This is a genomic window from Pseudomonas viridiflava, assembly GCF_900184295.1.
Lineage (GTDB): Bacteria > Pseudomonadota > Gammaproteobacteria > Pseudomonadales > Pseudomonadaceae > Aquipseudomonas > Aquipseudomonas viridiflava.
In genome coordinates this window covers 5,893,872-5,914,515 of the sequence record NZ_LT855380.1, presented here as the reverse complement: position 1 = coordinate 5,914,515, position 20,644 = coordinate 5,893,872, and the positions used below count along the sequence as shown (strand labels likewise).

Sequence of the window (20,644 nt, the reverse complement as noted above, 5' to 3'; positions counted from 1 at the left end):
TATCAGCCTCTCCAAGCATTGAATCAAATGTTCACTTATTATCTTTCTCACTGTGGCGAGATTTCAATCACATAGTAATTATTCATTCTTTCTCCGGGAGAACGTCTACTCTATCGAGCTTTATTATTCGTCTATCGATTTGTAATTTTATTTGTAATGTCTCTAATTTTGCTTTTAGTCGTTTAAAGAGTTTCAAGGTCAATGGTGCAGCCATTTGATTTTATTTCTAAAAGGAAATTGTCAAAGCTGATTACCGGTTTTTCAGCGTTTTTTTGGTCATACTCTTCTCGAAGCAATCTAAACAGCTTTCCGATTTTTCCTTTCTGTGCATGATCAAGTTTTTGGATCAGGTCAAAGCCGTTCTCAGACATAGAGTTTATCTGTGTTCGCAGCGAATAATAGCAGCTTATGTTTGATAGGAGTGAGTCTGCGTTCTGGTAGTTGACATGTAAAGAATCTACATATGCGTTGAATGCTCCAATTAATGTTTGGTTAGGGTTTTCTTTCGGTTTTAAATATCCACACAAGCCTTGCCAGTTGTTGATGTAAAGGTGGTCGCCCCAATCAGGGTCCCGAGAAAAATATTCGTTTTGGCCTTTGAAAAACTTCGGAAATTCATTTTTTTCTAAAGCTATTTGGAATTTAGTTTTCATTGAGGTTTTCCACAGTCTTCGAATTGATCCAACAGTGAGCCAATCTTTATTGGATGAGCTATATTTCTCTACAACTTCATCCATTCAGATGATAAACCTACGAATTTAAGCTCTGGGAGGCTCCCGGTGAGCGGTTACATAGCTCTCTGGAAGAGAGTCGCCAGGATTCGGTGGCCGATCCGCTTTGTCCATGTCGATAATTTCGTCGAACTTTTCCTGAGTCATTGTAAGTGGTCAGGTTTAGTAGTGTTCGCGGAGTTTGTAGGAAGCTTACAATCAGGTCCCGGACAAGCCGAACTCAACCCCAACGGATCCACCCATCCCGTCGGGTTAGGCACATACTGATAGTTGTTCAACCCACCCGCAAGTTTGATCGGGTCCGGTGTCAGGAACCGTCCAGTGCCGGGATTGTAATAGCGATGGCGGTTGTAGTGTAGGCCTGTCTCGGCATCGAAGTACTGACCCTGGAAGCGCAGCGGGTTGTCGATTTCGGCGATGTCGAGGGTGGCAAGGTTGCCGTAAGCGCGGTATTTGGCCGACCACATGATCTCGCCGCTGTAATCGGTGAGTTCCTGTGGGGTGCCGAGGTGGTCAAGCTGGTAGTAGAACGGCTGGGCCTTCACTGGGCCTTCGCCATCGAGCATTGCTAAGGGACGGAAGGTGCCCGGCTCGTAGATGTAGGTGCGATACCGGTTGGTTGCGCTTTCGGCGATGAGCCGCTCGCCTTGCCACAGAAATTCGGTGGTGTGGCCATCGACGGTTTTTCCGATGCGACGACCAAAAGCGTCGTATTTGTAGTACGCGGTACTGCCGCCCGGCAGGCTGACGCCGATCAGGCGGTGCTGGCAGTCGTAGCGGTATTCGGTGACGAGTTTCTGGTCGGTGCTGCGTCGCTCGCGGATCTGGTTTCTTTCGCAGTACCGGTCGTCCTGCATGAGTGAACAAGCCCTGTTAACGCATACCAGAAGAGGCTTTTTCAGACACTGACGTGTTGCGTCAATGTTGCACCGGACTTTTTTCATGAAAGTAGTGAGTTGCTCCATCTAATAAGGGGTTGTTAAGTGCCTGCGTCGCTACCGCTATGTTACGCTGTTTTTAAATTGATATTACTGACTTTCTTTAGTGTTCTCATATCTGATTAGGCATTCCAAAAGCGTTCTCATAAACTTGCGGTTGTCTGTAATCTCGTCATCAAAGTATGTACTCAGGGAGTCGAACACAGAATCGAAAGTTTCATCTTTTGCTAAAAAAAACTCTAAAGTATCGATAAGGTTCTCGCGAGAGTTTTTTGGGCGCGACATAAAGCTCGGTTTTAGTATTTGATCAAATAATCTAGACAGATCTGCGCTATCATTGACATTTTTTGAGGCGATTATCTCTTCGCGTTGTACATCGTCTGAGTAATCAATGTCAAAAGCAAACAGTAGGTTCTGTAAGTGTGATAGTTTAGGTGTGTGTTTCATTTTAATATTCCGGGTATGAGGTTATTACTTTTCCTTGATCGCTTATGCGTGTTACTGCCTTGGTTTGACTTCCATAGCTTAAGCTTCCTTTTTTATAACCTTCGCCAATTTTACGACCCATTTCGATGGGCTCAGCTGCTAGATCAACATCACCAGTCCGTTTAAAGATTTGTAACGCTCGATTAATAGCATTTAATTGATCTCTATGGCTAATATAGCGTGTAGCGGCACTAGGCAGTTTAGCTTGCCCTGCTTTTTTACCCTTGGTGAAAGTTTCAATAACTCCAGTCGTTGGGTTTTTACCTGTGCTGGCTCTTTCCAATTGAGAAGGCAGAGTCGTCTGTGCGCCGTGCTTTTCGAGGAAGTGAGCTCCTGGAGTAGCGGCTTCCATTTTTTGAAGCTCTTTATGTGCGTTCGCTTCTGCAAGTTGATTAATTCGAGCTTGTCGTTCCGCTTGACTCATTTTTGGCGCGGAAGGCTCTCCTGCATTTACCGCAGGTTCGGTCGCAGGGTTGCTTCCCTCTGATTGCTTTGCACTGTCGTCCCCAGGGCACCCATTCAACCCCAACGGATCCACCCACCCCGTAGGGTTAGGCACATACTGATAGTTGTTCAACCCACCCGCAAGCTTGATCGGGTCCGGCGTCAGAAACCGTCCAGTGCCCGGATTGTAATAGCGATGGCGGTTGTAGTGTAGGCCTGTCTCGGCATCGAAGTACTGACCCTGGAAGCGCAGCGGGTTGTCGATTTCTGCGACATCGAGGGTGGCGAGGTTGCCGTAAGCCCGGTATTTGGCCGACCACATGATCTCGCCGCTGTAATCGGTGAGTTCCTGTGGGGTGCCGAGGTGGTCAAGCTGGTAGTAGAACGGCTGGGCCTTCAGTGGGCCTTCGCCATCGAGCATTGCCAAGGGGCGGAAGGTGCCCGGCTCGTAGATGTAGGTGCGATACCGGTTGGTTGCGCTTTCGGCGATGAGCCGCTCGCCTTGCCACAGAAATTCGGTGGTGTGGCCATCGACGGTCTTTTCAATGCGGCGACCAAAGGCGTCGTATTTGTAGGACGCGGTACTGCCGCCCGGTAGGCTGACGCCGATCAGGCGGTGCTGGCAGTCGTAGCGGTATTCGGTGACAAGCTTCTGACCGGTGCCGCGTCGCTCGCGGATCTGGTTGCCGTAGGCGTCGTAGTCGTAGTGCCGGTCGCCTTGCATGAGCAGGCGGTTGCCTTTGACGTTGGCCAGGTTGGCGACGGGCAGGTCGTTCTGGGCGAGCAGGTTGCCGGCCGGGTCATGGGCGAAGCTTTCCGGGGTGCTGCCGCGCACGCTGATCAGGCGATCCAGCGGGTCGTAGTGGAAGCTGCGGTTGCCTTTTCGACTGTCGTTGACGCCTGCCAGATTGCCATTTGCGTCGTACGCGTAGTGGCGGTGGAACAGGTTGCGGTCCTGCTGGCTGACACTGTGGGCCTGAAGGCGACCCTGGTCATCGTATTGATACTGGCTGAGCAACAGACCCTGCTGGCGCTGCTGCTCGCGACCGGCGATGAACTGGTGCGTGGTCAGGCGCGAGCCGTTGAGGTCAATGCTGCCAAGCTGGCCGCCGCGCTGGTGGTGGTAATCGAGTTTGCTGCCGTCAGGCAGGCGGCAATGGCTCAACTGGCCAAGCGCGTCGTACTCGTAACGCGTGGTGCCCCAGCCCTGATGCTCGGTAATCAGGCGATCCTGCAGGTCGTATTCGTAAGCGAGCGGCCAGTGACCGTCGTCGACGCTGACCAGGCGGCCGAGAGCGTCGTAGCGGTAGTGGATGGTGCTGCCATCGGCCAGGGTTTTGACCAGCAGGCGGCCAGCGCTGTCGCGCTGATACTCGGTGACGAGTTCGCTGCCGTCGTCGCCGAACTCGGTTTTCTTGAGCAACTGGCCGTTGAGGTCGTATTCGTAGGCGGTAGTGCGGCCGTCGAAGCCGGTTTCCCGCTGGATCAGGCCATTGCTGTAGTAGTCGAGATGATAGTGCTCGCCACGCTCGTTTTCGATTTCGGTGAGTAGCAGGCGGGCATTGTCGTAGCGATAACGCAGTTGGCTGCCATCCGGGTTGATGCGGCGGCTGACCAGATGCAGGTTGTCGGCATATTCATAGCGGGTGATGCGGCCCAGTTCATCGCGTTCGGCAGTGACTTTGCCGTAGGCGTTGTAGGTAAAAGCGCGGGTGGCGCCGCCGGGCAGGGTGATTTGTGCCAGACGGTCGACTGTGCTTTTTGAATGCTTTCCAGTTTAAGCTGTTTGCGAGGACATGTTCCGGCAATTGAGTACAATTTTTGGTAGTAGTAGCTATAGTTTTTCTAGGTCTAGCGTGCAGCCATTGTTACGAATTCTATCTAGTAATTTTTCTAGGGTTATAACAGGCTTTCCAATGTTTTGAGAGTGATAATCACGCCGTAGAAGTCTAAAAAGCTTTCCTATTATAGATTTTTTTTCGGGGGTTAACGCTTTTATTAAATCATATCCATCGCGCGACATGAATGCGTAGTCTTCGCGCATGGAGTAATAGCCGCTTATATTGTATGCTAGTGATTCAGCGTCGTCATATGACTGTTTTAATGAATTTAAATATACTATGAAAGAATTTTCCAGTATTTGATTCTCATCATTTTTTGTATCTAGGTTCTCTAAGTACTCGCAAAGGTCCCGCCAGTTTCTGATATGTAGATGAACTCCCCAGTCAGGGTCTGGTGAAAAATATTGTCCGGCACCTTTAAAGAACTCTGGTATTTCCGAGTTTTTCAGGGCAATTTGAAATTTGTTTTTCATTGAAGTTTTTCCCATTTTTCAAATTGTTTTAGCAACGCATTTATATCGTTGTCATGTTGAATCTTCTCTGAGCCTATTAGAGCTGCTTCTTTTGTGCCACTTTTTGTTGCTCCTCCAGGAACCCATTCTTTGGGATAGGCACCGGCTTCCTGACCGTTGGGCATTTCATATTGAAACCTTGGATCGCCTGGTGATATTTTGACTAAATAGATTTTCTCTTTTGACAAGTCTGATCCGAGGTTTAGCTCGTCGTTAAGGATCCGCCAGTCATTATTTGCTGATTTATACTTGCCTATAACTTTTTCCATCTCCGATGTTAGCCCAACGAATTTTCGTTCAGGAAACCCTGGGAACCTCGCGGTTGTGATCCATTTCTCAATTACGACAAACGACCCACCTTCTTTTGCAAAAAGCTCCCGATGAGCGGTTACATAACTCTCTGGAAGATAGTCGCCAGGATTCGGTGGCCGATCCGCTTTGTCCATGTCGATAATTTCGTCGAACTTTTCCTGAGTCATTGGTAAGTGGTCAGGTTTAGTAGCGTTCGCGGAGTTTGTAGGAAGCTTACAATCAGGTCCCGGACAAGCCGAACTCAACCCCAACGGATCCACCCACCCCGTAGGGTTAGGCACATACTGATAGTTGTTCAACCCACCCGCAAGCTTGATCGGGTCCGGCGTCAGAAACCGTCCAGTGCCCGGATTGTAATAGCGATGGCGGTTGTAGTGTAGGCCCGTCTCGGCATCGAAGTACTGACCCTGGAAGCGCAGCGGGTTGTCGATTTCGGCGATGTCGAGGGTGGCGAGGTTGCCGTAAGCCCGGTATTTGGCCGACCACATGATCTCGCCGCTGTAATCGGTGAGTTCCTGTGGGGTGCCGAGGTGGTCAAGCTGGTAGTAGAACGGCTGGGCCTTCAGTGGGCCTTCGCCATCGAGCATTGCCAAGGGGCGGAAGGTGCCCGGCTCGTAGATGTAGGTGCGATACCGGTTGGTTGCGCTTTCGGCGATGAGCCGCTCGCCTTGCCACAGAAATTCGGTGGTGTGGCCATCGACGGTCTTTTCAATGCGGCGACCAAAGGCGTCGTATTTGTAGGACGCGGTACTGCCGCCCGGTAGGCTGACGCCGATCAGGCGGTGCTGGCAGTCGTAGCGGTATTCGGTGACAAGCTTCTGACCGGTGCCGCGTCGCTCGCGGATCTGGTTGCCGTAGGCGTCGTAGTCGTAGTGCCGGTCGCCTTGCATGAGCAGGCGGTTGCCTTTGACGTTGGCCAGGTTGGCGACGGGCAGGTCGTTCTGGGCGAGCAGGTTGCCGGCTGGGTCATGGGCGAAGCTTTCCGGGGTGCTGCCGCGCACGCTGATCAGGCGATCCAGCGGGTCGTAGTGGAAGCTGCGGTTGCCTTTTCGGCTGTCGTTGACGCCTGCCAGATTGCCATTTGCGTCGTACGCGTAGTGGCGGTGGAACAGGTTGCGGTCCTGCTGGCTGACGCTGTGGGCCTGAAGGCGGCCCTGGTCATCGTACTGATACTGGCTGAGCAACAGACCCTGCTGGCGTTGCTGTTCGCGACCGGCTGTGAACTGGTGCGTGGTCAGGCGCGAGCCGTTGAGGTCAATGCTGCCAAGCTGGCCGCCGCGCTGGTGGTGGTAATCGAGTTTGCTGCCGTCAGGCAGGCGGCAATGGCTCAACTGGCCAAGCGCGTCGTACTCGTAACGCGTGGTGCCCCAGCCCTGATGCTCGGTAATCAGGCGATCCTGCAGGTCGTATTCGTAAGCGAGCGGCCAGTGACCGTCGTCGACGCTGACCAGGCGGCCGAGAGCGTCGTAGCGGTAGTGGATGGTGCTGCCATCGGCCAGGGTTTTGACCAGCAGGCGGCCAGCGCTGTCACGCTGATACTCGGTGACGAGTTCGCTGCCGTCGTCGCCGAACTTGGTTTTCTTGAGCAGCTGGCCGTTGAGGTCGTATTCATAGGCCGTGCTGCGGCCATCGAAGCCGGTTTCCCGCTGGATCAGGCCATTGCTGTAGTAGTCGAGATGATAGTGCTCGCCACGCTCGTTTTCGATCTCGGTGAGTAGCAGGCGGGCATTGTCGTAGCGATAACGCAGTTGGCTGCCATCCGGGTTGATGCGGCGGCTGACCATATGCAGGTTGTCGGCATATTCATAGCGGGTGATGCGGCCCAGCTCATCGCGTTCGGCAGTGACTTTGCCATAGGCGTTGTAGGTAAAAGCGCGGGTGGCGCCGCCGGGCAGGGTGATTTGTGCCAGACGGTTGGCCGCGTCCCACTGGTAATGGGTGATGGCGCCGGTTTCTTCCTGACGGGTGATCTGTCGACCCAGCGCGTCGTAACGGTATTTGCGCTGACCGCCATCAGGCAGGCGCTCTTCGAGCAACTGGCCAAGGCCGTTCCAGCCCAGCGTGTGGCGACTGCCGTCGGGGTGACGGATTTCCAGCAGGCGACCGTGCAGGTCGTAGCTGTAATGGGTTTCGTTGCCGTCCGGATCGATCTGGACGGTGATGTCGCCTTGACGATTTCGATCGTATTTCCATCGTGCTTCGCCACGTTCGACGCTTACCAGTTGGCCGTCGAAATAGCCGTAATAGGTTGGAAGTCCTTCAGAGGGAATGAGGGCGATCAGGCGTCCGGCATCGTTGTAGCGGTATTCAGTGACTGCGTCGAGTGCATCTTTTTCTGCAATCAGACGACCTTGTTCGTCGTAGATTTTCTGTAATTTTGCGCCATCAGGATCGGTTTGGCTGACCAGCCGCGCATTGGTGTCATGCACGTAGACCTGTTCGCTGCCGTCAGCATTGATGACCGTGGCTGTTCCGTTGTCATCCCAGACGTAGCGTATGTCCATCTGCGAGTAGTTGGCCCATTGACGCACACAGCGTGAGGCCTTGCCTTCGCGCTCCCATTCCCAATGGAAGCTGGCACCACCGGCCAACTGCCGTTCGAGAATGACGTGCTGATCACTGTAACGATAGTGCTCGCTTTCACCGGCTGCGTTTGTGGCTCGGACCAGCTGATGTCGCTCGTTGTAGTGATAGCTGACGAGGGTCTGTACTGTCAGCCATGGATCCTGCCGCTTGCCTTGCTCGTCATATTCCGGACGTTGTTGCTGGTACTCGACCGAGGCGATGTGTCGGTCGTTGTAACGCAACAGCAGCGAGCGTCCTGCTCCGTTGTCGATACGCTGGATGCGATCAACAAGGTCGTATTCGATATGTAGCTGGTTATCGTAGGCATCGCTGATGGTTGTCAGCCGACCGGCGCGGAAATGATAGAAGCGCGGCTTTTGTCCCGCTTGGGTCAGAATCAGTTCGCCTGGGGCATCACCTACAAAAATCGCTGCACTGGCCAGGCTGTTGGTAATGGCCGGACGCCGCTCGGTCGGCATCGGGAAGCGGGTCTGACGATTCTCGTTGTCAGTCCAGAGCACACCCTCATCGTCCAGTTGCAGGCGGTGGGAGAGCGAATGGCTCCAGCCGTAGCCCAGACGGCTATCGATTTCGACTGCGCTCGTCCGGTACAGGCGTGTCCATTCGAGATTCAAGAGTCCGCCGAGCTCACCGTCGGTGAGGGTCAGAAGCTCTTCCCCTGTGACCATTGAAACAGGGTCGCCGTTGGTGCAGGTTTTCTTCGCAGGTTCTGCAGGTTCATCAGCCGGGTTCTTTGACTGTGCAGGCGCGTCGTCGACGTGCTCTTTCTGTTCGACCTTTGTCGCGTTCTTCTTCTTGCCCCGTGCCTGAACCTGCGCGTCCGGTTCCACTGTGCCGGAAATGGGCGGTTTTTTCTTCGGAGCTGTAGCCGTGACAGCCGGTTTTGGTGGCGCGATGGCGACATCCGTCTTGCGCGCAGGGTTCAGCTTTGCCTCCGCATTCAGCAGCAGGGGCTTGGCGGTTTCGGCGTGAGCCTGTGCGTTTTTCCGGCTGAGCTTCATCAACATCGAGGTGAAGTCTTCAATCAGCGCCATGACTTTGCCGCTGTTTTGCGTCGCCTTGAGTGCCTTGGTGGCAACCCTTACAGTCAGGCCGATACCACCGGTCAGCACGACGCCGATCAAGATGTTCATCAGCACTTCGGTGGTCAGTTCGGCGAGCACTTCAGTGCAGGTCTGCGGCGGCAGCATCTTGACCCACGCTACAATCGCAGCCACATAGATCCACATCAGCGGCTCGTCGCTGGCAATCAGCAACGCCGTGTGGATGGCTTCTTTGGACGCGTTGTAAATGCGTTTGATTTCTTCCTCGGTGAAGAACTTTTTCAGCTTTTCGTAGTTTTCCCGGGGATGGGCGACCAGGTTGTAGAGACTTTTTATATCCCCCCACAAACCCATGATTGCTTTGAGAAAACCTTTCCAGGCCGAATCCAGTTGCTGCATGGCTCGCCCGGTCATGGACGCGTTGCTATGCGCCTGCCAGAGCGGCAAAAAGTCCGTACTCCACTGGGTGGTCAGCCAGCCGCTAAGCTCGCCTATGACACCCTGATATGAGTTGAACAGGCTGTCGATCTGTGCGGGCGTCGGGTTGGGGAAAAAAGTGATCTTGTATTGCTGGTTAGGCTTGAGCCCCGTGACTTCTTTGATGCCGCTGGGGCCAATGGTCACGTTGATAGGACCGCCAGCCTCATTCTTGCCCATGAATAAACCGTCGACCACAGGCACAAGTCGCACAGGCGTGTTGCCGATCGGTACAAAACGCGCGGACTCGAAGCTGTGCACCAGCTTGAGTTTGCCGTTGGCCGGGCATGTCGCATACAGGTCAGCGCTGCTCTTGCTGTCCTTGTCCTGGGTGCCGACTTCATCGCCTACCTGAAACTGCTGTTCCGCATCCAGAATACCGCCATACCAGGCCTCGGCATGTTTGCGGTAGTCCGCGAGGCACTTCTTGAAGTCCTTGATGATGACCTGAGCATCGGGTTGCTCGGCTGTCAGGTTGCCGACGATAGAACCCATGGAAATGTTCATACGGTCACCTCATTCTCCAAGTGGGCTTTCAAGAGCCCGGTATAGTTTTCTTCCGTGAGCGAGGTACGCTTTACGAAACGCGCCACTTTCTGCCGCAGATTGGATTCGGGAAACGAGAAGTACAGTTCGGCTTCATTTTCTTGCAGCCACTGCATCATGTTGTCGATGACAGTGTTGGGATCGTCGCCCGCAAGCTTTTTAATCAGTGCATCCGGCACGCTCCACCAAGGGAACGGCATCGGATCACCGACGACCCCCTGACCTGTTGTCAAAGCTCGTCCGTTGATCAGATAACGATCAAAAACCGGAACCACCTCAGACGCTTCTGCGCCGAGTTCGCTCAGAATCGGATAAATATGCCGCCCATCCCAAAACCGGAAAAACACCTCGGCCCCGTCCGGCATCTTCACTTGGGTCAGGCTGCGCAGGTGTTCGAACACCACCTGCGGTGGATGCGTTGAAACGGCCAGCCAGCCCCAGTCTTCGGCATCGGTTTCAGCTACCCAGGTCAGGAAGGTTGATCGAGGCTTGAGTTCGCTCAGGTAGGGCATCACCGGTTGCCAAGTGTCATAAGGCGTGCCGCCCCAGATCGGAATGAATCCGGCGTCTGGCTCAGTCATGTGCAGGGTTTTAAGTGCGTCGGCATCACTGGCGGCGCTGACGACCACGTACAGGTGTTCGTCCTTGCGCAACGGTTGTTGCGTCAGCCAGTCTCGTGGCGTAAGGCGGTCAGATTGCACAGGCACCGTCCTTGCACTTCTCGCATTCTTCACAGAACGGTGCATTGCGTTTGAGGGTGTTGATCTGCGCCGGGGTCAGTACCGCACCGGCCTTGTCGGCATCGGCCTGCTGTAGCGGACCCGGCATCAGCGGGGCTGCCGGAGTGCCGCTGCCGGGGCTTCCGCCGGTATTGACGTTGATCACCGGGCCGCTCAGGGTGACGCCGCTGGCGTCGATTTTGATGAAGCTGCCGCCCGCTTTAAGGGTCAGTTCGCTACCGGCCTCAAGCACGACCTTCATGCCGCTGCTCAGGTGGATTTCCTGACCGGCTTCGATGAACTGGCCTGTGCCGATCTTCACGTGCTGGTTGACCGCCACGGTCAGGTGATCGTCGGCGCGGGCTTCGACCTTGCGGTCGGCGTAGACGGTGTGGTGTTCCTCGGCCTTGAATTCGCTGTAACTGTTCTGCTCGACGGTGTCGTGTCGCTCGTTGCCGACGCGGATCTTTTGGTCGTGCTCGACGTTCTCGTCCCAGTCGCGCTGGGCGTGCAGGTAGATCTGCTCCTGTCCCTTGCGGTCCTCGATGCGCAGTTCGTTATAACCGCCGCCGCCCGGTGAGCTGAGGGTCTTGAACGTGCTACGGGTCTTGTTTGCCGGCAGGTCGTACGGAACGACATTTTCCTTGTGGTACAGGCAGCCAGTGATCAGCGGCTGATCGGGGTCGCCTTCCAGGAAGGTCACCAGCACTTCCATGCCGATACGCGGAATGGCGATGCCGCCGTACATCGCGCCAGCCCATGCGGATGAGACCCGCAGCCAGCAACTGGTCTTGTCGTCGGCCTGGCCTTCGCGATCCCAATGGAACTGTACTTTGACGCGGCCGTACTGATCGCAGTGAATCTCTTCGCCCTGAGGGCCTGTGACCACGGCGCTCTGGCTGCCGAGAATACGTGGCTTGGGGTGGTCCAGCGGCGGCCGGTTCGGCACGTCCCACGGGGTGGCCTGGAAACGGTTGCGGTAGCCCTGATGGAAGTCATCCTTCAGGTCGGTCGTGTCGCTGGTGACCGACTCTTCCAGCACTTGCGGCTGCTTGCCTTCGTGCAGGATTTCAGTGAGCAGCCACAGGTCGTTCCATTTGGCCTTGGGGTGTTGAGTCATGGCCAGGAAATGGCCACTGACCAGCAACGGCTGATCGCTCTTGCCTTCGACCAACTGGTAGTCGCTGCGATGACGCTCCAGCGCTCGCTTGGCGAGGTGCTTGCCCCGGTCACGGTCAACAAAGCGGCCGGGGTAGTCGTAGTCCTCGAGGTCAGGCAGTGCGTCGCCACGGTTTTCGCTTTCCAGCGTCATGCGCGGCTTTTCGAAATCGTAGTCGCGACGGGTCGTGCGGCTGGTGCGGGTCTCCAGGCGCAGGTCGAAACGCTTGATCACCGGGTCGCTGGCGACCATGCCGGAGTCCTGCTGATAAGCCACGGGCGCCAGTTTCGGGAACACCGTCTGGTCATCGCCGAACACCAGCGTGTGACCGGTGGTGCTGTGCTGGAAGTGGTAATGGATACCTTCTTCCTCACACAGGCGCTGGACGAAGTGCAGGTCCGATTCATCGTACTGAACGCAGTAAATGCGCTCCGGGTACGTTGCCCCGACCTTGAACTGATAGGCGTTGCTCTGAATGCCATGTTCTTCGAGGACCTGGCCGATGATTTTCGGCGCGCTCAGGTTCTGGAAGATGCGCTGGTTGATGCGGTGCGCCAGGTACGCCAACTGCGGGCGCAGGGTCACGGCGTAGCGGGTCAGCCGCTTGCCGGAATCGCCCTGGGCGGCGCGGTAGATCTGGCCGTGAATGCCGCTGCCGTCAGGCGAAAGCTGCAGAAAGGCCGGTTTGTGCAGCAACGTTTCGAGGTCCAGGGACGGTTGCTCACTGACCAGCTCCACCTCGAAGGCGAATGGCTGGCTGATGGCTTCCCGGCCGGTAAGGGCGAACACTTGAAGGTCGTTCGAAAGCCCTTCTACGGTCAGGCTGAAGTGAGTCTGATTGGCCGGCGCGAACATCCCTTGTTCCTCGTGCAGTGCTGCTGCGCGCGTCGAGGCTCAAATAAAGCGGCCCGGCACACGCGAAATTCTGGAGGGGCGTAAACAACATCGACCAGCAGAGCTGGCCGATGCTTGAAGCGGTCGGCGCGACTTAGCCGGCGACCGGGGAACGCCAGTCATCGGAACCCGAAGTACCGGATACTTCGTGGGTCCAGGTGATTTTGCGGTAGGTGAACTCTACATCTTCCAGGTGAGTGAAGTGCGCGTTCGCCGGGTCCTGGCAGTTGTGCATGTAGTCCTTGATGTCGACGATGATCGCGTCTTCAAGTTTGGTGGTGAAGTAGTGTTCCTGGGTGCCGGCAGCCGAAGTGCGGTACCACTGGATGGTGATCTCGGTCAGGCGCTCGCCCGACGTCAGTGCTGCCAGCAGCAGTGGCGAGGACTTGTCGAACACCTTGGTGATCTTGACTGGCTTGTGAACGCGCTGACCGGTTGGCTGACCGGACTGTGGGTCACGCGGGATGATGACTTCGTGGCTGAAACCCTGAACCATGACCTGGTCTTCGTGACCTTCCTGGTAGGTGTTGCCGACCGAATCAGCGGTGAAGGCACCGGCAGTGATCAGGCCTTGTTTGGTGCCGGTGATGGACATGTACGCTGGCGTAGCCATGGAGGTGCTCCTTGCTGAATAAGTGAAGGTGCCCGGAGGCGAAATCGCCCGGAGGGTGCCTTGCAGATATCAAGCTTCGTGCCAGCTTGCAGGCAGCGTCTGTAAATCAGGCAGTTACCTGACATGGCGTGGGAAAAGGAGGCTATTTCTGTGGGAAATACCGCTGAATGTGCGCAAGAAGTTGCGCACTACTGCGCAACTTCTTGCGCACTAAGCCGTATGGCACGTCTTGTATGGGTTGTAGAGATGTGTCCACAGGTTATACACAGATCTGGTGCGCCATTTCTTGCGCATGATGGCCATATGATGCTTTTTCGTGTAGTTGGTGTGTAATCCAGTCATAGAGATGTTTATGAAATTTATTGCATCTTTTTGGGTGCAGTTTGAAACCTAGTTCTCATGATGTGTGTCATACAACCTTATTATTTTTTTTATGAAATTTTCGCATTTATTTTTTCAACTTTTTCGTTCCGTCGCGTAGACATCCCATAACAGAATTTTCTGCTGAAAAGGCTCTGTGTCGCTGCTTTCAGGCGACTGGTCAAGGTGCATTTCGAGCGGCTCGGCAATGCGTTTTCGTTATAAAAAGAAATTTCCTACAGAAAATGAAAACGCGTCTCCTTGATGTTTAATCGAATGCTTGCTAGTGGCCATCTCCGTGAGTAAGATTCCGACCTCTGAAAGCGTAAGACTCTCGACCGGCCAGCCGCGTGGTCGAGGCTTTTTGGCGCTTTATGCCATCGCACCCTCTAATGGCCCAACGGATGTCGTCGTAATCGAAGGTCAAGGATGTCCTACTCAAGCAAACTTTCTGCCCACTACCTTGAACTTGCCAAAGTTCCTGTTTCCGCTGAAAACTTCGCGGGAGAGGACGTGCGCTTTTCGGTCGAGTTCGAGGCACTGGAAAGCGAGCTGGGTAAAGCGCAGTCCATGCACGAAGCCGGTCAGATCGACTGGCTTAAAATTCGAGAAAACAGTGAGAGTCTGCTTCGCACCCAGTCCAAGGACTTGCGCGTAGGCGCATGGCTTGCGTGGGCGCTCTACCAGCGAGAGTCCTTTCAAGGACTGTTGGCCGGACTCGGTGTTCTGCACCACCTTTGCGAACATCACTGGGCTGATATTCATCCCAGAAAAGCCCGCACGCGCGCCGCTGCCGTCGGCTGGCTGGTGCCGCGTCTCGAGCAGGTGCTTAACGAAAACGTCGCGATCAAAGAACAGTTGCCAATGTTCCGGCGTCTGGTCGAACACCTTGAAGGCCTCGATAAAGCGTGCACTGAGCATCTGGGGGACGACGCTCCATTATTACTGCCGATTTCCCGCCGTCTGAAAAGCATGGTCCAGCGCGCGGCTGACAACCAGCCGGAGCCAGGCGTGGTTGGTGCAGCGGTTGCGCAGGTCAAACAGGCGGCCACACAGCTGTTCACGCCCGGCGCGCCTATCGATAACGAAAAGGAAGCGCACAAGGCCCTGCGTGCCCAGCAGGAAAACGCACGTCCTCTGTGTGCCTGGTGGCTTAAACAGAAGGCCAGCGATCTGCGAGCCTTGCGCCTCAACCGCACATTGCTGTGGCTGCCGATCGATGCAATCCCCGAGCGAAACGCCGAGCAGATCACGGCTCTGCGCGGGTTGCCTGCAGACAAGCTCAAGGCCTATCAGGATCGCTACGATCAGGCCAAATATGCCGATCTTCTGGTCGAACTGGAAGCGAGTCTGGCGAAGGCGCCATTCTGGTTCGACGGCCAGCGCATGGCGTGGGAGTGCCTGCAAGGACTAAACGCCGAGATGGCCATGCGCGAAGTGGAAATCCATTTTGCGCTTCTGCTTCAGCGCCTGCCCGGCATTATCGAACTGCGCTATCACGACGGCACACCCTTTGCCGATCCGGCTACCCGGGCATGGGTCACCGCAAGCGTCATGCCGCACCTGCAAACCAACAGCGCACCGCGCAAGGTCGAAGTTGCCGATACCCAGCCAGCCTGGGAAGTAGCCCTCGAAGCGGCGCTGCCCATTCTGCGCAAGGACGGCCTGAAAGCGGCTGTGCAGCTTCTCAAGCAGGGGCTGCAAAAGGCGCAGGGCGGACGCGCTCGATTTTTCTGGCAGTTCGCCCTGGCCCGGCTGTGCTTCGTGGCCAAGAAATACGAACTGGCCAAGGCGCAACTCGAGACGCTGGATCAGACGTTACAGGAATCGGGCCTTCATGCATGGGAGCCCGATCTTGCACTGGAAGTACTGCATCTGCTGCATAGCTGCTGTGAGCTGTTACCGCAGAACCATGTAGTGCGCGAACGCAAGGAAGAGATTTATCGCAGGCTGTGCCACCTAGACCTCGAAGTGGTACTCGAATAGGCCCCAGGGCCACAACCGAAAGGAGAAAAGCCATGGCCAAAGAAGGCTCTGTAGCCCCAAAGGAACGCATCAACGTCACTTTCAAACCCGCTACCGGCGGTAATCAGGAAGAGATCGAGCTGCCGCTGAAGTTGTTGGCAATCGGTGATTACACCCATCGCAGGGACGAGCGCAAAGTTGAAGATCGCAAGCCGATCAGCATCGACAAGATGACCTTCGACGAAGTGTTGGCCAAGCAGGAGTTGGAGCTGACCCTGAACGTACCGAACCGTCTTCAGGATGAAGAAGGCGTAACGGAAGAGCTGCCCGTGAAGCTGCGTGTCAACTCGATGAAAGACTTCAACCCGGCCAGCTTGGTTGAACAGGTGCCGGAGCTGAAAAAGCTGATGGAACTGCGCGATGCGTTGGTGGCGCTCAAAGGCCCGCTGGGTAATGCGCCTGCGTTCCGCAAAGCCATCGAAAGCGTCCTCGCCGACGACGAATCCCGCGGTCGCGTATTGGGCGAACTGGGCCTGAAGCAGCCAGCCCCAGACGCCTGAGTCCCTATCAGCCAAGGAAGTCAAACCCATGCCAAGCAACAGTACAGCAAAGCAAAAAAACGTTGAGACAGGCGAACAAAGCATTCTCGACAGCATCATCGCCCAGACCAGCCTGACGCGTGACGACGAAGCCTACGACATCGCCAAGCGTGGTGTATCGGCCTTCATCGAAGAATTGCTCAAGCCGCAGAACGGCAACGAGCCGGTCAAGAAGGCAATGGTCGACCGCATGATCGCCGAGATCGATGCCAAGCTCAGCCGTCAGATGGATGAGATCCTGCACCACCCTGACTTCCAGTCTCTGGAATCGTCGTGGCGTGGTCTGCAACTGCTGGTCGATCGCACCAACTTCCGTGAAAACATCAAAATCGAAATCCTCAACGTCTCCAAGGATGACTTGCTGGAAGACTTCGAAGATTCGCCGGAAGTGATGCAGTCGGGCCTGTACAAGCACATCTACACCGCTGAATACGGCCAGTTCGGTGGTCAGCCGGTTGGCGCGATCATCGCCAACTACTTCATGTCCCCAAGCTCGCCGGACGTGAAACTGATGCAGTACGTCTCCAGCGTAGCCTGCATGTCTCACGCACCGTTCATTGCTGCTGCCGGCCCGAAATTCTTCGGCCTGGAAAGCTTCACCGGCCTGCCGGACCTGAAAGATCTGAAAGATCACTTCGAAGGCCCGCAGTTCGCCAAATGGCAGAGCTTCCGCCAGTCGGAAGACTCCCGTTACGTCGGTCTGACCGTTCCGCGTTTCCTGCTGCGCAACCCGTACGATCCGGAAGAAAACCCGGTCAAATCGTTCGTGTACAAGGAAACCGTTGCCAACAGCCACGAGCATTATCTGTGGGGTAACACGGCTTACGCGTTCGGCACCAAGCTGACCGACAGCTTCGCCAAGTTCCGCTGGTGCCCGAACATCATCGGCCCGCAGAGCGGTGGTGCGGTTGAAGACCTGCCGTTGCACCATTTCGAAAGCATGGGCGAAATCGAGACCAAGATCCCTACCGAGGTTCTGGTCAGCGACCGTCGTGAATACGAACTGGCTGAGGAAGGCTTCATCTCCCTGACCATGCGTAAGGGCAGCGACAACGCGGCGTTCTTCTCCGCCAGCTCCGTGCAGAAGCCGAAGTTCTTCGGCAACAGCGCTGAAGGCAAGGCTGCAGAGCTGAACTACAAGCTGGGCACCCAGCTGCCGTACATGATGATCGTCAACCGCTTGGCTCACTACTTGAAAGTGCTGCAGCGCGAGCAACTCGGTTCGTGGAAAGAGCGTACCGATCTCGAGCTGGAACTGAACAAGTGGATCCGTCAGTACGTCGCCGACCAGGAAAACCCGAGCGCCGAAGTGCGTGGTCGTCGCCCGTTGCGCGCCGCCCAGATCACCGTCAGCGACGTCGAAGGCGAGCCTGGCTGGTACCGCGTCAGCCTGAACGTGCGTCCGCACTTCAAGTACATGGGTGCTGATTTCACCCTGTCGCTGGTTGGCAAGCTGGACAAAGAGTAAACGGAGCTCACTCATGACTGGATACGGCAGCCTTTTCGAACGCCTGAATGGCGATGCGGAAAAACGCGTCAGCTGGAGCCGCGAGGTTTCCGCCACGGCGTCCGTGGCTGCCCATCTGGCCAAGATGCTCAGCACCCGTGCGGGCAGCGTGCAAACGCTGTCCGACTACGGGCTACCCGATCTCAATGACATGCGTCTGAGCCTGCACGACTCTCTGAGTCAGGCCCGTTTGGCCATCGAAAGTTTTATCGAAGCCTACGAGCCGCGCCTGAGCAATGTGCGTGTCATTTCCCTGCCGCGTGATCACGATCAGCTTCGCCTGTCCTTTAGCATCGAAGGGCTGTTGGAAGTTGAGGGTTTCAAGCGTCAGGTCAGTTTCGCCGCTCGCCTGGATGGTAGCGGTCAAGTGAAGGTCAACTAAGGAGATTCCTATGTCCGGAAAACCCGCAGCACGCGTCACCGACCCCACGGCTTGCCCGCTCCCCGGCCACGGTACCAATCCTATCGTCGCTGGTTCCGGCGACGTGTTTTTCGACGGCCTCCCGGCCGCCCGCCAAGGCGATGCCTCGGCATGTGGTGGTGCGATGTCGGGCGGTCTGGCGACAACCGTTCTGATCAACGGAAAACCGGCTGCCACGGTTGATTCTGTTGGGACCCATGGCAACAAGGTCACAGCCGGGTCCGGGACGGTGATTATTGGTAATTCGCACACGCCTGCGGCGTTTGTGGCGCCGTTGCCGGTGGATATCAAGTGGCCGTTCAACCAGCACTTCGTTGTGACTGATCCGGAAACAGGTCAACCGGTTGTGGATCGCGCTTACACAATCCGCACTGACTCAGGAAAAGAAATAACCGGTGTTACGGATGGTGCAGGTAAAACCTCGATCATTGGCTCCTCGATTGCTGAAGGGGCCACGTTGTTGTTGGAGCCCCAAAGCTCCATCGCCATTTATTGAGGCTTGTATTATGCCCGCACCGATTGCCGCACCCTTGACGCCGGCTCAAAATAAAGAAGGCCAGAACGTTCAGGCCAAGACGTTTCCGCTTTCCTCAATCCCTAAGGTTATGGCCAGGTTGGGGTGGACGGTTTCCGCTCGTGTCATGAACAAGTGGTTCTCCGGTGCTCCTTATGAACTGCCAAAGGCAGTTAAACAAGGCGATGTTTCAGCGAGCACCTTGAGTGCGGAAAAGCTGATCACCGATATACCCTTCGAGTGGCTGTTTACCGCGTCGGATCGCGTGAAGCCAAAAGTTGATGAGTATATTTCTGAGTTTTCCTCTACGTCAGAGTTTAACGGAAGTGCCGGTAGAGTAAAAGGCTCGCTTGATGAGCTGTCGAGGGGGCTGGTTGTATTAATGACTCGGCTGCAGCGACTTGGGCTGTTAGATGCAAAGTCAAAAAAGCTTAAAGGCGCATATCTGGATTACAGTAATAAGACCGCCCTTGAGTTAGAAGATATCTCTCAGTTCAACCTTATTCGATTTGGGGCGTCGGATTGGGAGAAAGCAACTGACGCGTTAGACGACGTATACGGCGCACTGGGAACATTTGTAATTAAAGTCGCGGCCACTAAATTTCGGACTGTCGAGAATGATAATGGATTTCCCGCAATCGAGGTCGAGCAGATAGGTCTTTATGTTCGAGATACCTACGACTTTCTAAACGTTGGGGATGACCAGTTGCTGGGCTACTGGTCGCCTGAGGGGGTCATTCGACCTGGGCCGATTGATTATTTTACTGAACCTGCAGTAATTGAAAAATCAGGTGTTGAATATTATAAAGTAACCAACGGTCATTTTAATAAATATAGGAAACTACATAAGAAGGGCGGTGATTTGATGGTCTATACGACTGTTAAATTGTATGACGTATCTTTCGTTATTCATCTTGGTCCCATCGATTTCGATGAATATTTATCGCGCTCTGGATCTAAGTAGTCATGAGAAAAATATCGTTGACGTTAACCTTTGTTGTTTGTTTGCTCTGCAGCTTAGGCTTAACTTGGCTGTATGTTAAACAAGGAGCTGCTTCTGCAGCTGTAGTGTATTCAACAACCTGGAATGACCCGAAAACTTGTTATATCAACTCATATATTCCGCAGTATTCGGGGTTTGGTGTTGTTGGGAAATTTGTGAAGTTGTTCGCCAGCGAAGCTTTTTTTAGGGTGTATACCGATAAAGGAGATCTGCTGAAGTCGTCTGAGTGGCTGCTTTGGCAGAATGAATTTACGACTGACGAGCGCTCGCGGTGGGTTAATGGCCATGCGATTTATCCGACTTCAAGCGGGTATGAAGGTTGGAATATTTCAGAGTGCGCAGCGTTAAATGATAATAAAGAGTAAGCAGGCGCGGAACGTGGCAGTAATTTATCAAGCGAGCGTTGAGATTACGGCTAAAGAATTGAAGGATCAGTCATTATGAGAGTGATGGATTTGAAAGGAGATCTAGTCATAGTTGCTGACAGTGATGTGTTCGGCCGCCCACTAGGGCGGTGCCTCGGCGTTGCGTTGCGGCGCCTTTGGGTTGGTGAAGACATAATGGTTTCTAAGAAACTAAAAATCTTCTTGACTTTGTTAACTGCCATCGTTGGTGTGTTCGTAGGTTCTATAAATAGTCTCAAGCACCGTCAAGCCAGCAGCTTTGTAGTAAGTAATACGGGTGAATATCTTGTTGAAAATGTGTCAGCTAGGGGATTGCTTGTGCCATTTGAGAATTTGTCGTATCTGCGCATCGCGGATAAGAGGGATTCAAATGCAGCGTTCCGTTCCCCGCTGTATTTGAGCAATTCGCTCGACATGAGCAGCCATGAGGATGAAATGATTGCTGGTATCGTGTGGCTTGATTTTTATAAGCGTGATCAGCATTTCGTTCTCAGATTTCCCGAGTGGGAGCCACACTGGTTGAATTTTTTTGTGAGCAACACTCCATATGAAGTGATTGGGGAGTAGTAG

15 protein-coding genes and 2 pseudogenes are annotated in these 20,644 nt (G+C 54.7%); 8 read left to right on the top strand and 9 right to left on the bottom strand.

All coding sequences use genetic code 11. The features are described from left to right. Positions 1 to 182: 182 nt before the first annotated feature. From CFBP1590_RS26600 to CFBP1590_RS26565, 9 genes and pseudogenes are all read right to left on the bottom strand, one after another. Entirely contained in the window at positions 183 to 653 is a 471-nt protein-coding gene (locus tag CFBP1590_RS26600) for a hypothetical protein (protein ID WP_088236285.1), read from the bottom strand. Positions 654 to 916: 263 nt separating this feature from the next. After that, a pseudogene (locus tag CFBP1590_RS26595) lies at positions 917 to 1,591 on the bottom strand (RHS repeat domain-containing protein); the annotation flags it as partial. 168 nt (positions 1,592 to 1,759) lie between these two features. Continuing rightward, the gene (locus CFBP1590_RS26590; RefSeq protein ID WP_088236283.1) at positions 1,760 to 2,116 is read right to left on the bottom strand and encodes a hypothetical protein; all 357 of its coding nucleotides are present in this window, start codon (positions 2,114 to 2,116) and stop codon (positions 1,760 to 1,762) included. 1 nt (position 2,117) lies between these two features. Next, positions 2,118 to 4,349 (bottom strand): annotated as a pseudogene (locus CFBP1590_RS26585) (RHS repeat-associated core domain-containing protein); the annotation flags it as partial. Positions 4,350 to 4,433: 84 nt separating this feature from the next. Next, a complete protein-coding gene (locus CFBP1590_RS27790) occupies positions 4,434 to 4,913 on the bottom strand; it encodes a hypothetical protein (RefSeq protein WP_127051615.1) in 480 nt (159 codons plus the stop codon). Further along, positions 4,910 to 9,877: an RHS repeat-associated core domain-containing protein gene (locus CFBP1590_RS26580; RefSeq protein ID WP_088236282.1), complete on the bottom strand. Its 4,968-nt coding sequence runs from the start codon at positions 9,875 to 9,877 to the stop codon at positions 4,910 to 4,912. The genes CFBP1590_RS27790 and CFBP1590_RS26580 overlap by 4 nt, the downstream gene beginning before the upstream one ends. After that, entirely contained in the window at positions 9,874 to 10,617 is a 744-nt protein-coding gene (locus CFBP1590_RS26575) for a DUF4123 domain-containing protein (RefSeq protein WP_029242937.1), read from the bottom strand. The genes CFBP1590_RS26580 and CFBP1590_RS26575 overlap by 4 nt, the downstream gene beginning before the upstream one ends. Then, a complete protein-coding gene (locus CFBP1590_RS26570) occupies positions 10,607 to 12,649 on the bottom strand; it encodes a type VI secretion system Vgr family protein (protein WP_088236281.1) in 2,043 nt (680 codons plus the stop codon). The genes CFBP1590_RS26575 and CFBP1590_RS26570 overlap by 11 nt, the downstream gene beginning before the upstream one ends. 133 nt (positions 12,650 to 12,782) lie before the next feature. After that, positions 12,783 to 13,301: an Hcp family type VI secretion system effector gene (locus tag CFBP1590_RS26565; protein ID WP_004882969.1), complete on the bottom strand. Its 519-nt coding sequence runs from the start codon at positions 13,299 to 13,301 to the stop codon at positions 12,783 to 12,785. A 789-nt stretch (positions 13,302 to 14,090) separates the two neighbouring features. On the opposite strand from CFBP1590_RS26565, the gene tssA reads away from it, so the two are divergent. The 8 genes from tssA to CFBP1590_RS26525 all read left to right on the top strand — a co-directional run bounded on the left by tssA (position 14,091) and on the right by CFBP1590_RS26525 (position 20,641). Then, positions 14,091 to 15,647: a type VI secretion system protein TssA gene (tssA, locus tag CFBP1590_RS26560; RefSeq protein WP_004882970.1), complete on the top strand. Its 1,557-nt coding sequence runs from the start codon at positions 14,091 to 14,093 to the stop codon at positions 15,645 to 15,647. 32 nt (positions 15,648 to 15,679) lie between these two features. Further along, positions 15,680 to 16,186 (top strand): type VI secretion system contractile sheath small subunit, encoded by a 507-nt coding sequence (gene tssB, locus CFBP1590_RS26555; protein WP_004882971.1) that lies wholly within the window; start codon positions 15,680 to 15,682, stop codon positions 16,184 to 16,186. A gap of 28 nt (positions 16,187 to 16,214) precedes the next feature. After that, a complete protein-coding gene (gene tssC / locus CFBP1590_RS26550) occupies positions 16,215 to 17,693 on the top strand; it encodes a type VI secretion system contractile sheath large subunit (protein ID WP_004882972.1) in 1,479 nt (492 codons plus the stop codon). A gap of 13 nt (positions 17,694 to 17,706) precedes the next feature. Further along, on the top strand, positions 17,707 to 18,114 hold the full coding sequence (tssE, locus tag CFBP1590_RS26545) for a type VI secretion system baseplate subunit TssE (protein WP_003413694.1): 408 nt from the start codon (positions 17,707 to 17,709) through the stop codon (positions 18,112 to 18,114). 10 nt (positions 18,115 to 18,124) lie between these two features. Continuing rightward, a complete protein-coding gene (locus CFBP1590_RS26540; protein ID WP_088236280.1) occupies positions 18,125 to 18,649 on the top strand; it encodes a PAAR domain-containing protein in 525 nt (174 codons plus the stop codon). 10 nt (positions 18,650 to 18,659) lie between these two features. Then, positions 18,660 to 19,631: a DUF6402 family protein gene (locus tag CFBP1590_RS26535; protein WP_088236279.1), complete on the top strand. Its 972-nt coding sequence runs from the start codon at positions 18,660 to 18,662 to the stop codon at positions 19,629 to 19,631. A 2-nt stretch (positions 19,632 to 19,633) separates the two neighbouring features. Further along, positions 19,634 to 20,035: a hypothetical protein gene (locus CFBP1590_RS26530; protein ID WP_231991796.1), complete on the top strand. Its 402-nt coding sequence runs from the start codon at positions 19,634 to 19,636 to the stop codon at positions 20,033 to 20,035. Between the two features lie 75 nt (positions 20,036 to 20,110). Further along, the gene (locus CFBP1590_RS26525; RefSeq protein ID WP_231991794.1) at positions 20,111 to 20,641 is read left to right on the top strand and encodes a hypothetical protein; all 531 of its coding nucleotides are present in this window, start codon (positions 20,111 to 20,113) and stop codon (positions 20,639 to 20,641) included. Positions 20,642 to 20,644: the final 3 nt, after the last annotated feature.

Bases quoted from the DNA above. Each gene is read 5' to 3' on its own strand.
- CFBP1590_RS26600 (WP_088236285.1), bottom strand. From the start codon at position 653: ATGAAAACTAAATTCCAAATAGCTTTAGAAAAAAATGAATTTCCGAAG.
- CFBP1590_RS26580 (WP_088236282.1), bottom strand. From the start codon at position 9,877: ATGAACATTTCCATGGGTTCTATCGTCGGCAACCTGACAGCCGAGCAA.
- tssC (WP_004882972.1), top strand. From the start codon at position 16,215: ATGCCAAGCAACAGTACAGCAAAGCAAAAAAACGTTGAGACAGGCGAA.
- CFBP1590_RS26540 (WP_088236280.1), top strand. From the start codon at position 18,125: ATGTCCGGAAAACCCGCAGCACGCGTCACCGACCCCACGGCTTGCCCG.
- tssE (WP_003413694.1), top strand. From the start codon at position 17,707: ATGACTGGATACGGCAGCCTTTTCGAACGCCTGAATGGCGATGCGGAA.
- CFBP1590_RS26565 (WP_004882969.1), bottom strand. From the start codon at position 13,301: ATGGCTACGCCAGCGTACATGTCCATCACCGGCACCAAACAAGGCCTG.
- CFBP1590_RS26530 (WP_231991796.1), top strand. From the start codon at position 19,634: ATGAGAAAAATATCGTTGACGTTAACCTTTGTTGTTTGTTTGCTCTGC.
- CFBP1590_RS26570 (WP_088236281.1), bottom strand. From the start codon at position 12,649: ATGTTCGCGCCGGCCAATCAGACTCACTTCAGCCTGACCGTAGAAGGG.
- CFBP1590_RS26590 (WP_088236283.1), bottom strand. From the start codon at position 2,116: ATGAAACACACACCTAAACTATCACACTTACAGAACCTACTGTTTGCT.
- tssA (WP_004882970.1), top strand. From the start codon at position 14,091: ATGTCCTACTCAAGCAAACTTTCTGCCCACTACCTTGAACTTGCCAAA.
- CFBP1590_RS26525 (WP_231991794.1), top strand. From the start codon at position 20,111: ATGAGAGTGATGGATTTGAAAGGAGATCTAGTCATAGTTGCTGACAGT.
- CFBP1590_RS26535 (WP_088236279.1), top strand. From the start codon at position 18,660: ATGCCCGCACCGATTGCCGCACCCTTGACGCCGGCTCAAAATAAAGAA.
- tssB (WP_004882971.1), top strand. From the start codon at position 15,680: ATGGCCAAAGAAGGCTCTGTAGCCCCAAAGGAACGCATCAACGTCACT.
- CFBP1590_RS27790 (WP_127051615.1), bottom strand. From the start codon at position 4,913: ATGAAAAACAAATTTCAAATTGCCCTGAAAAACTCGGAAATACCAGAG.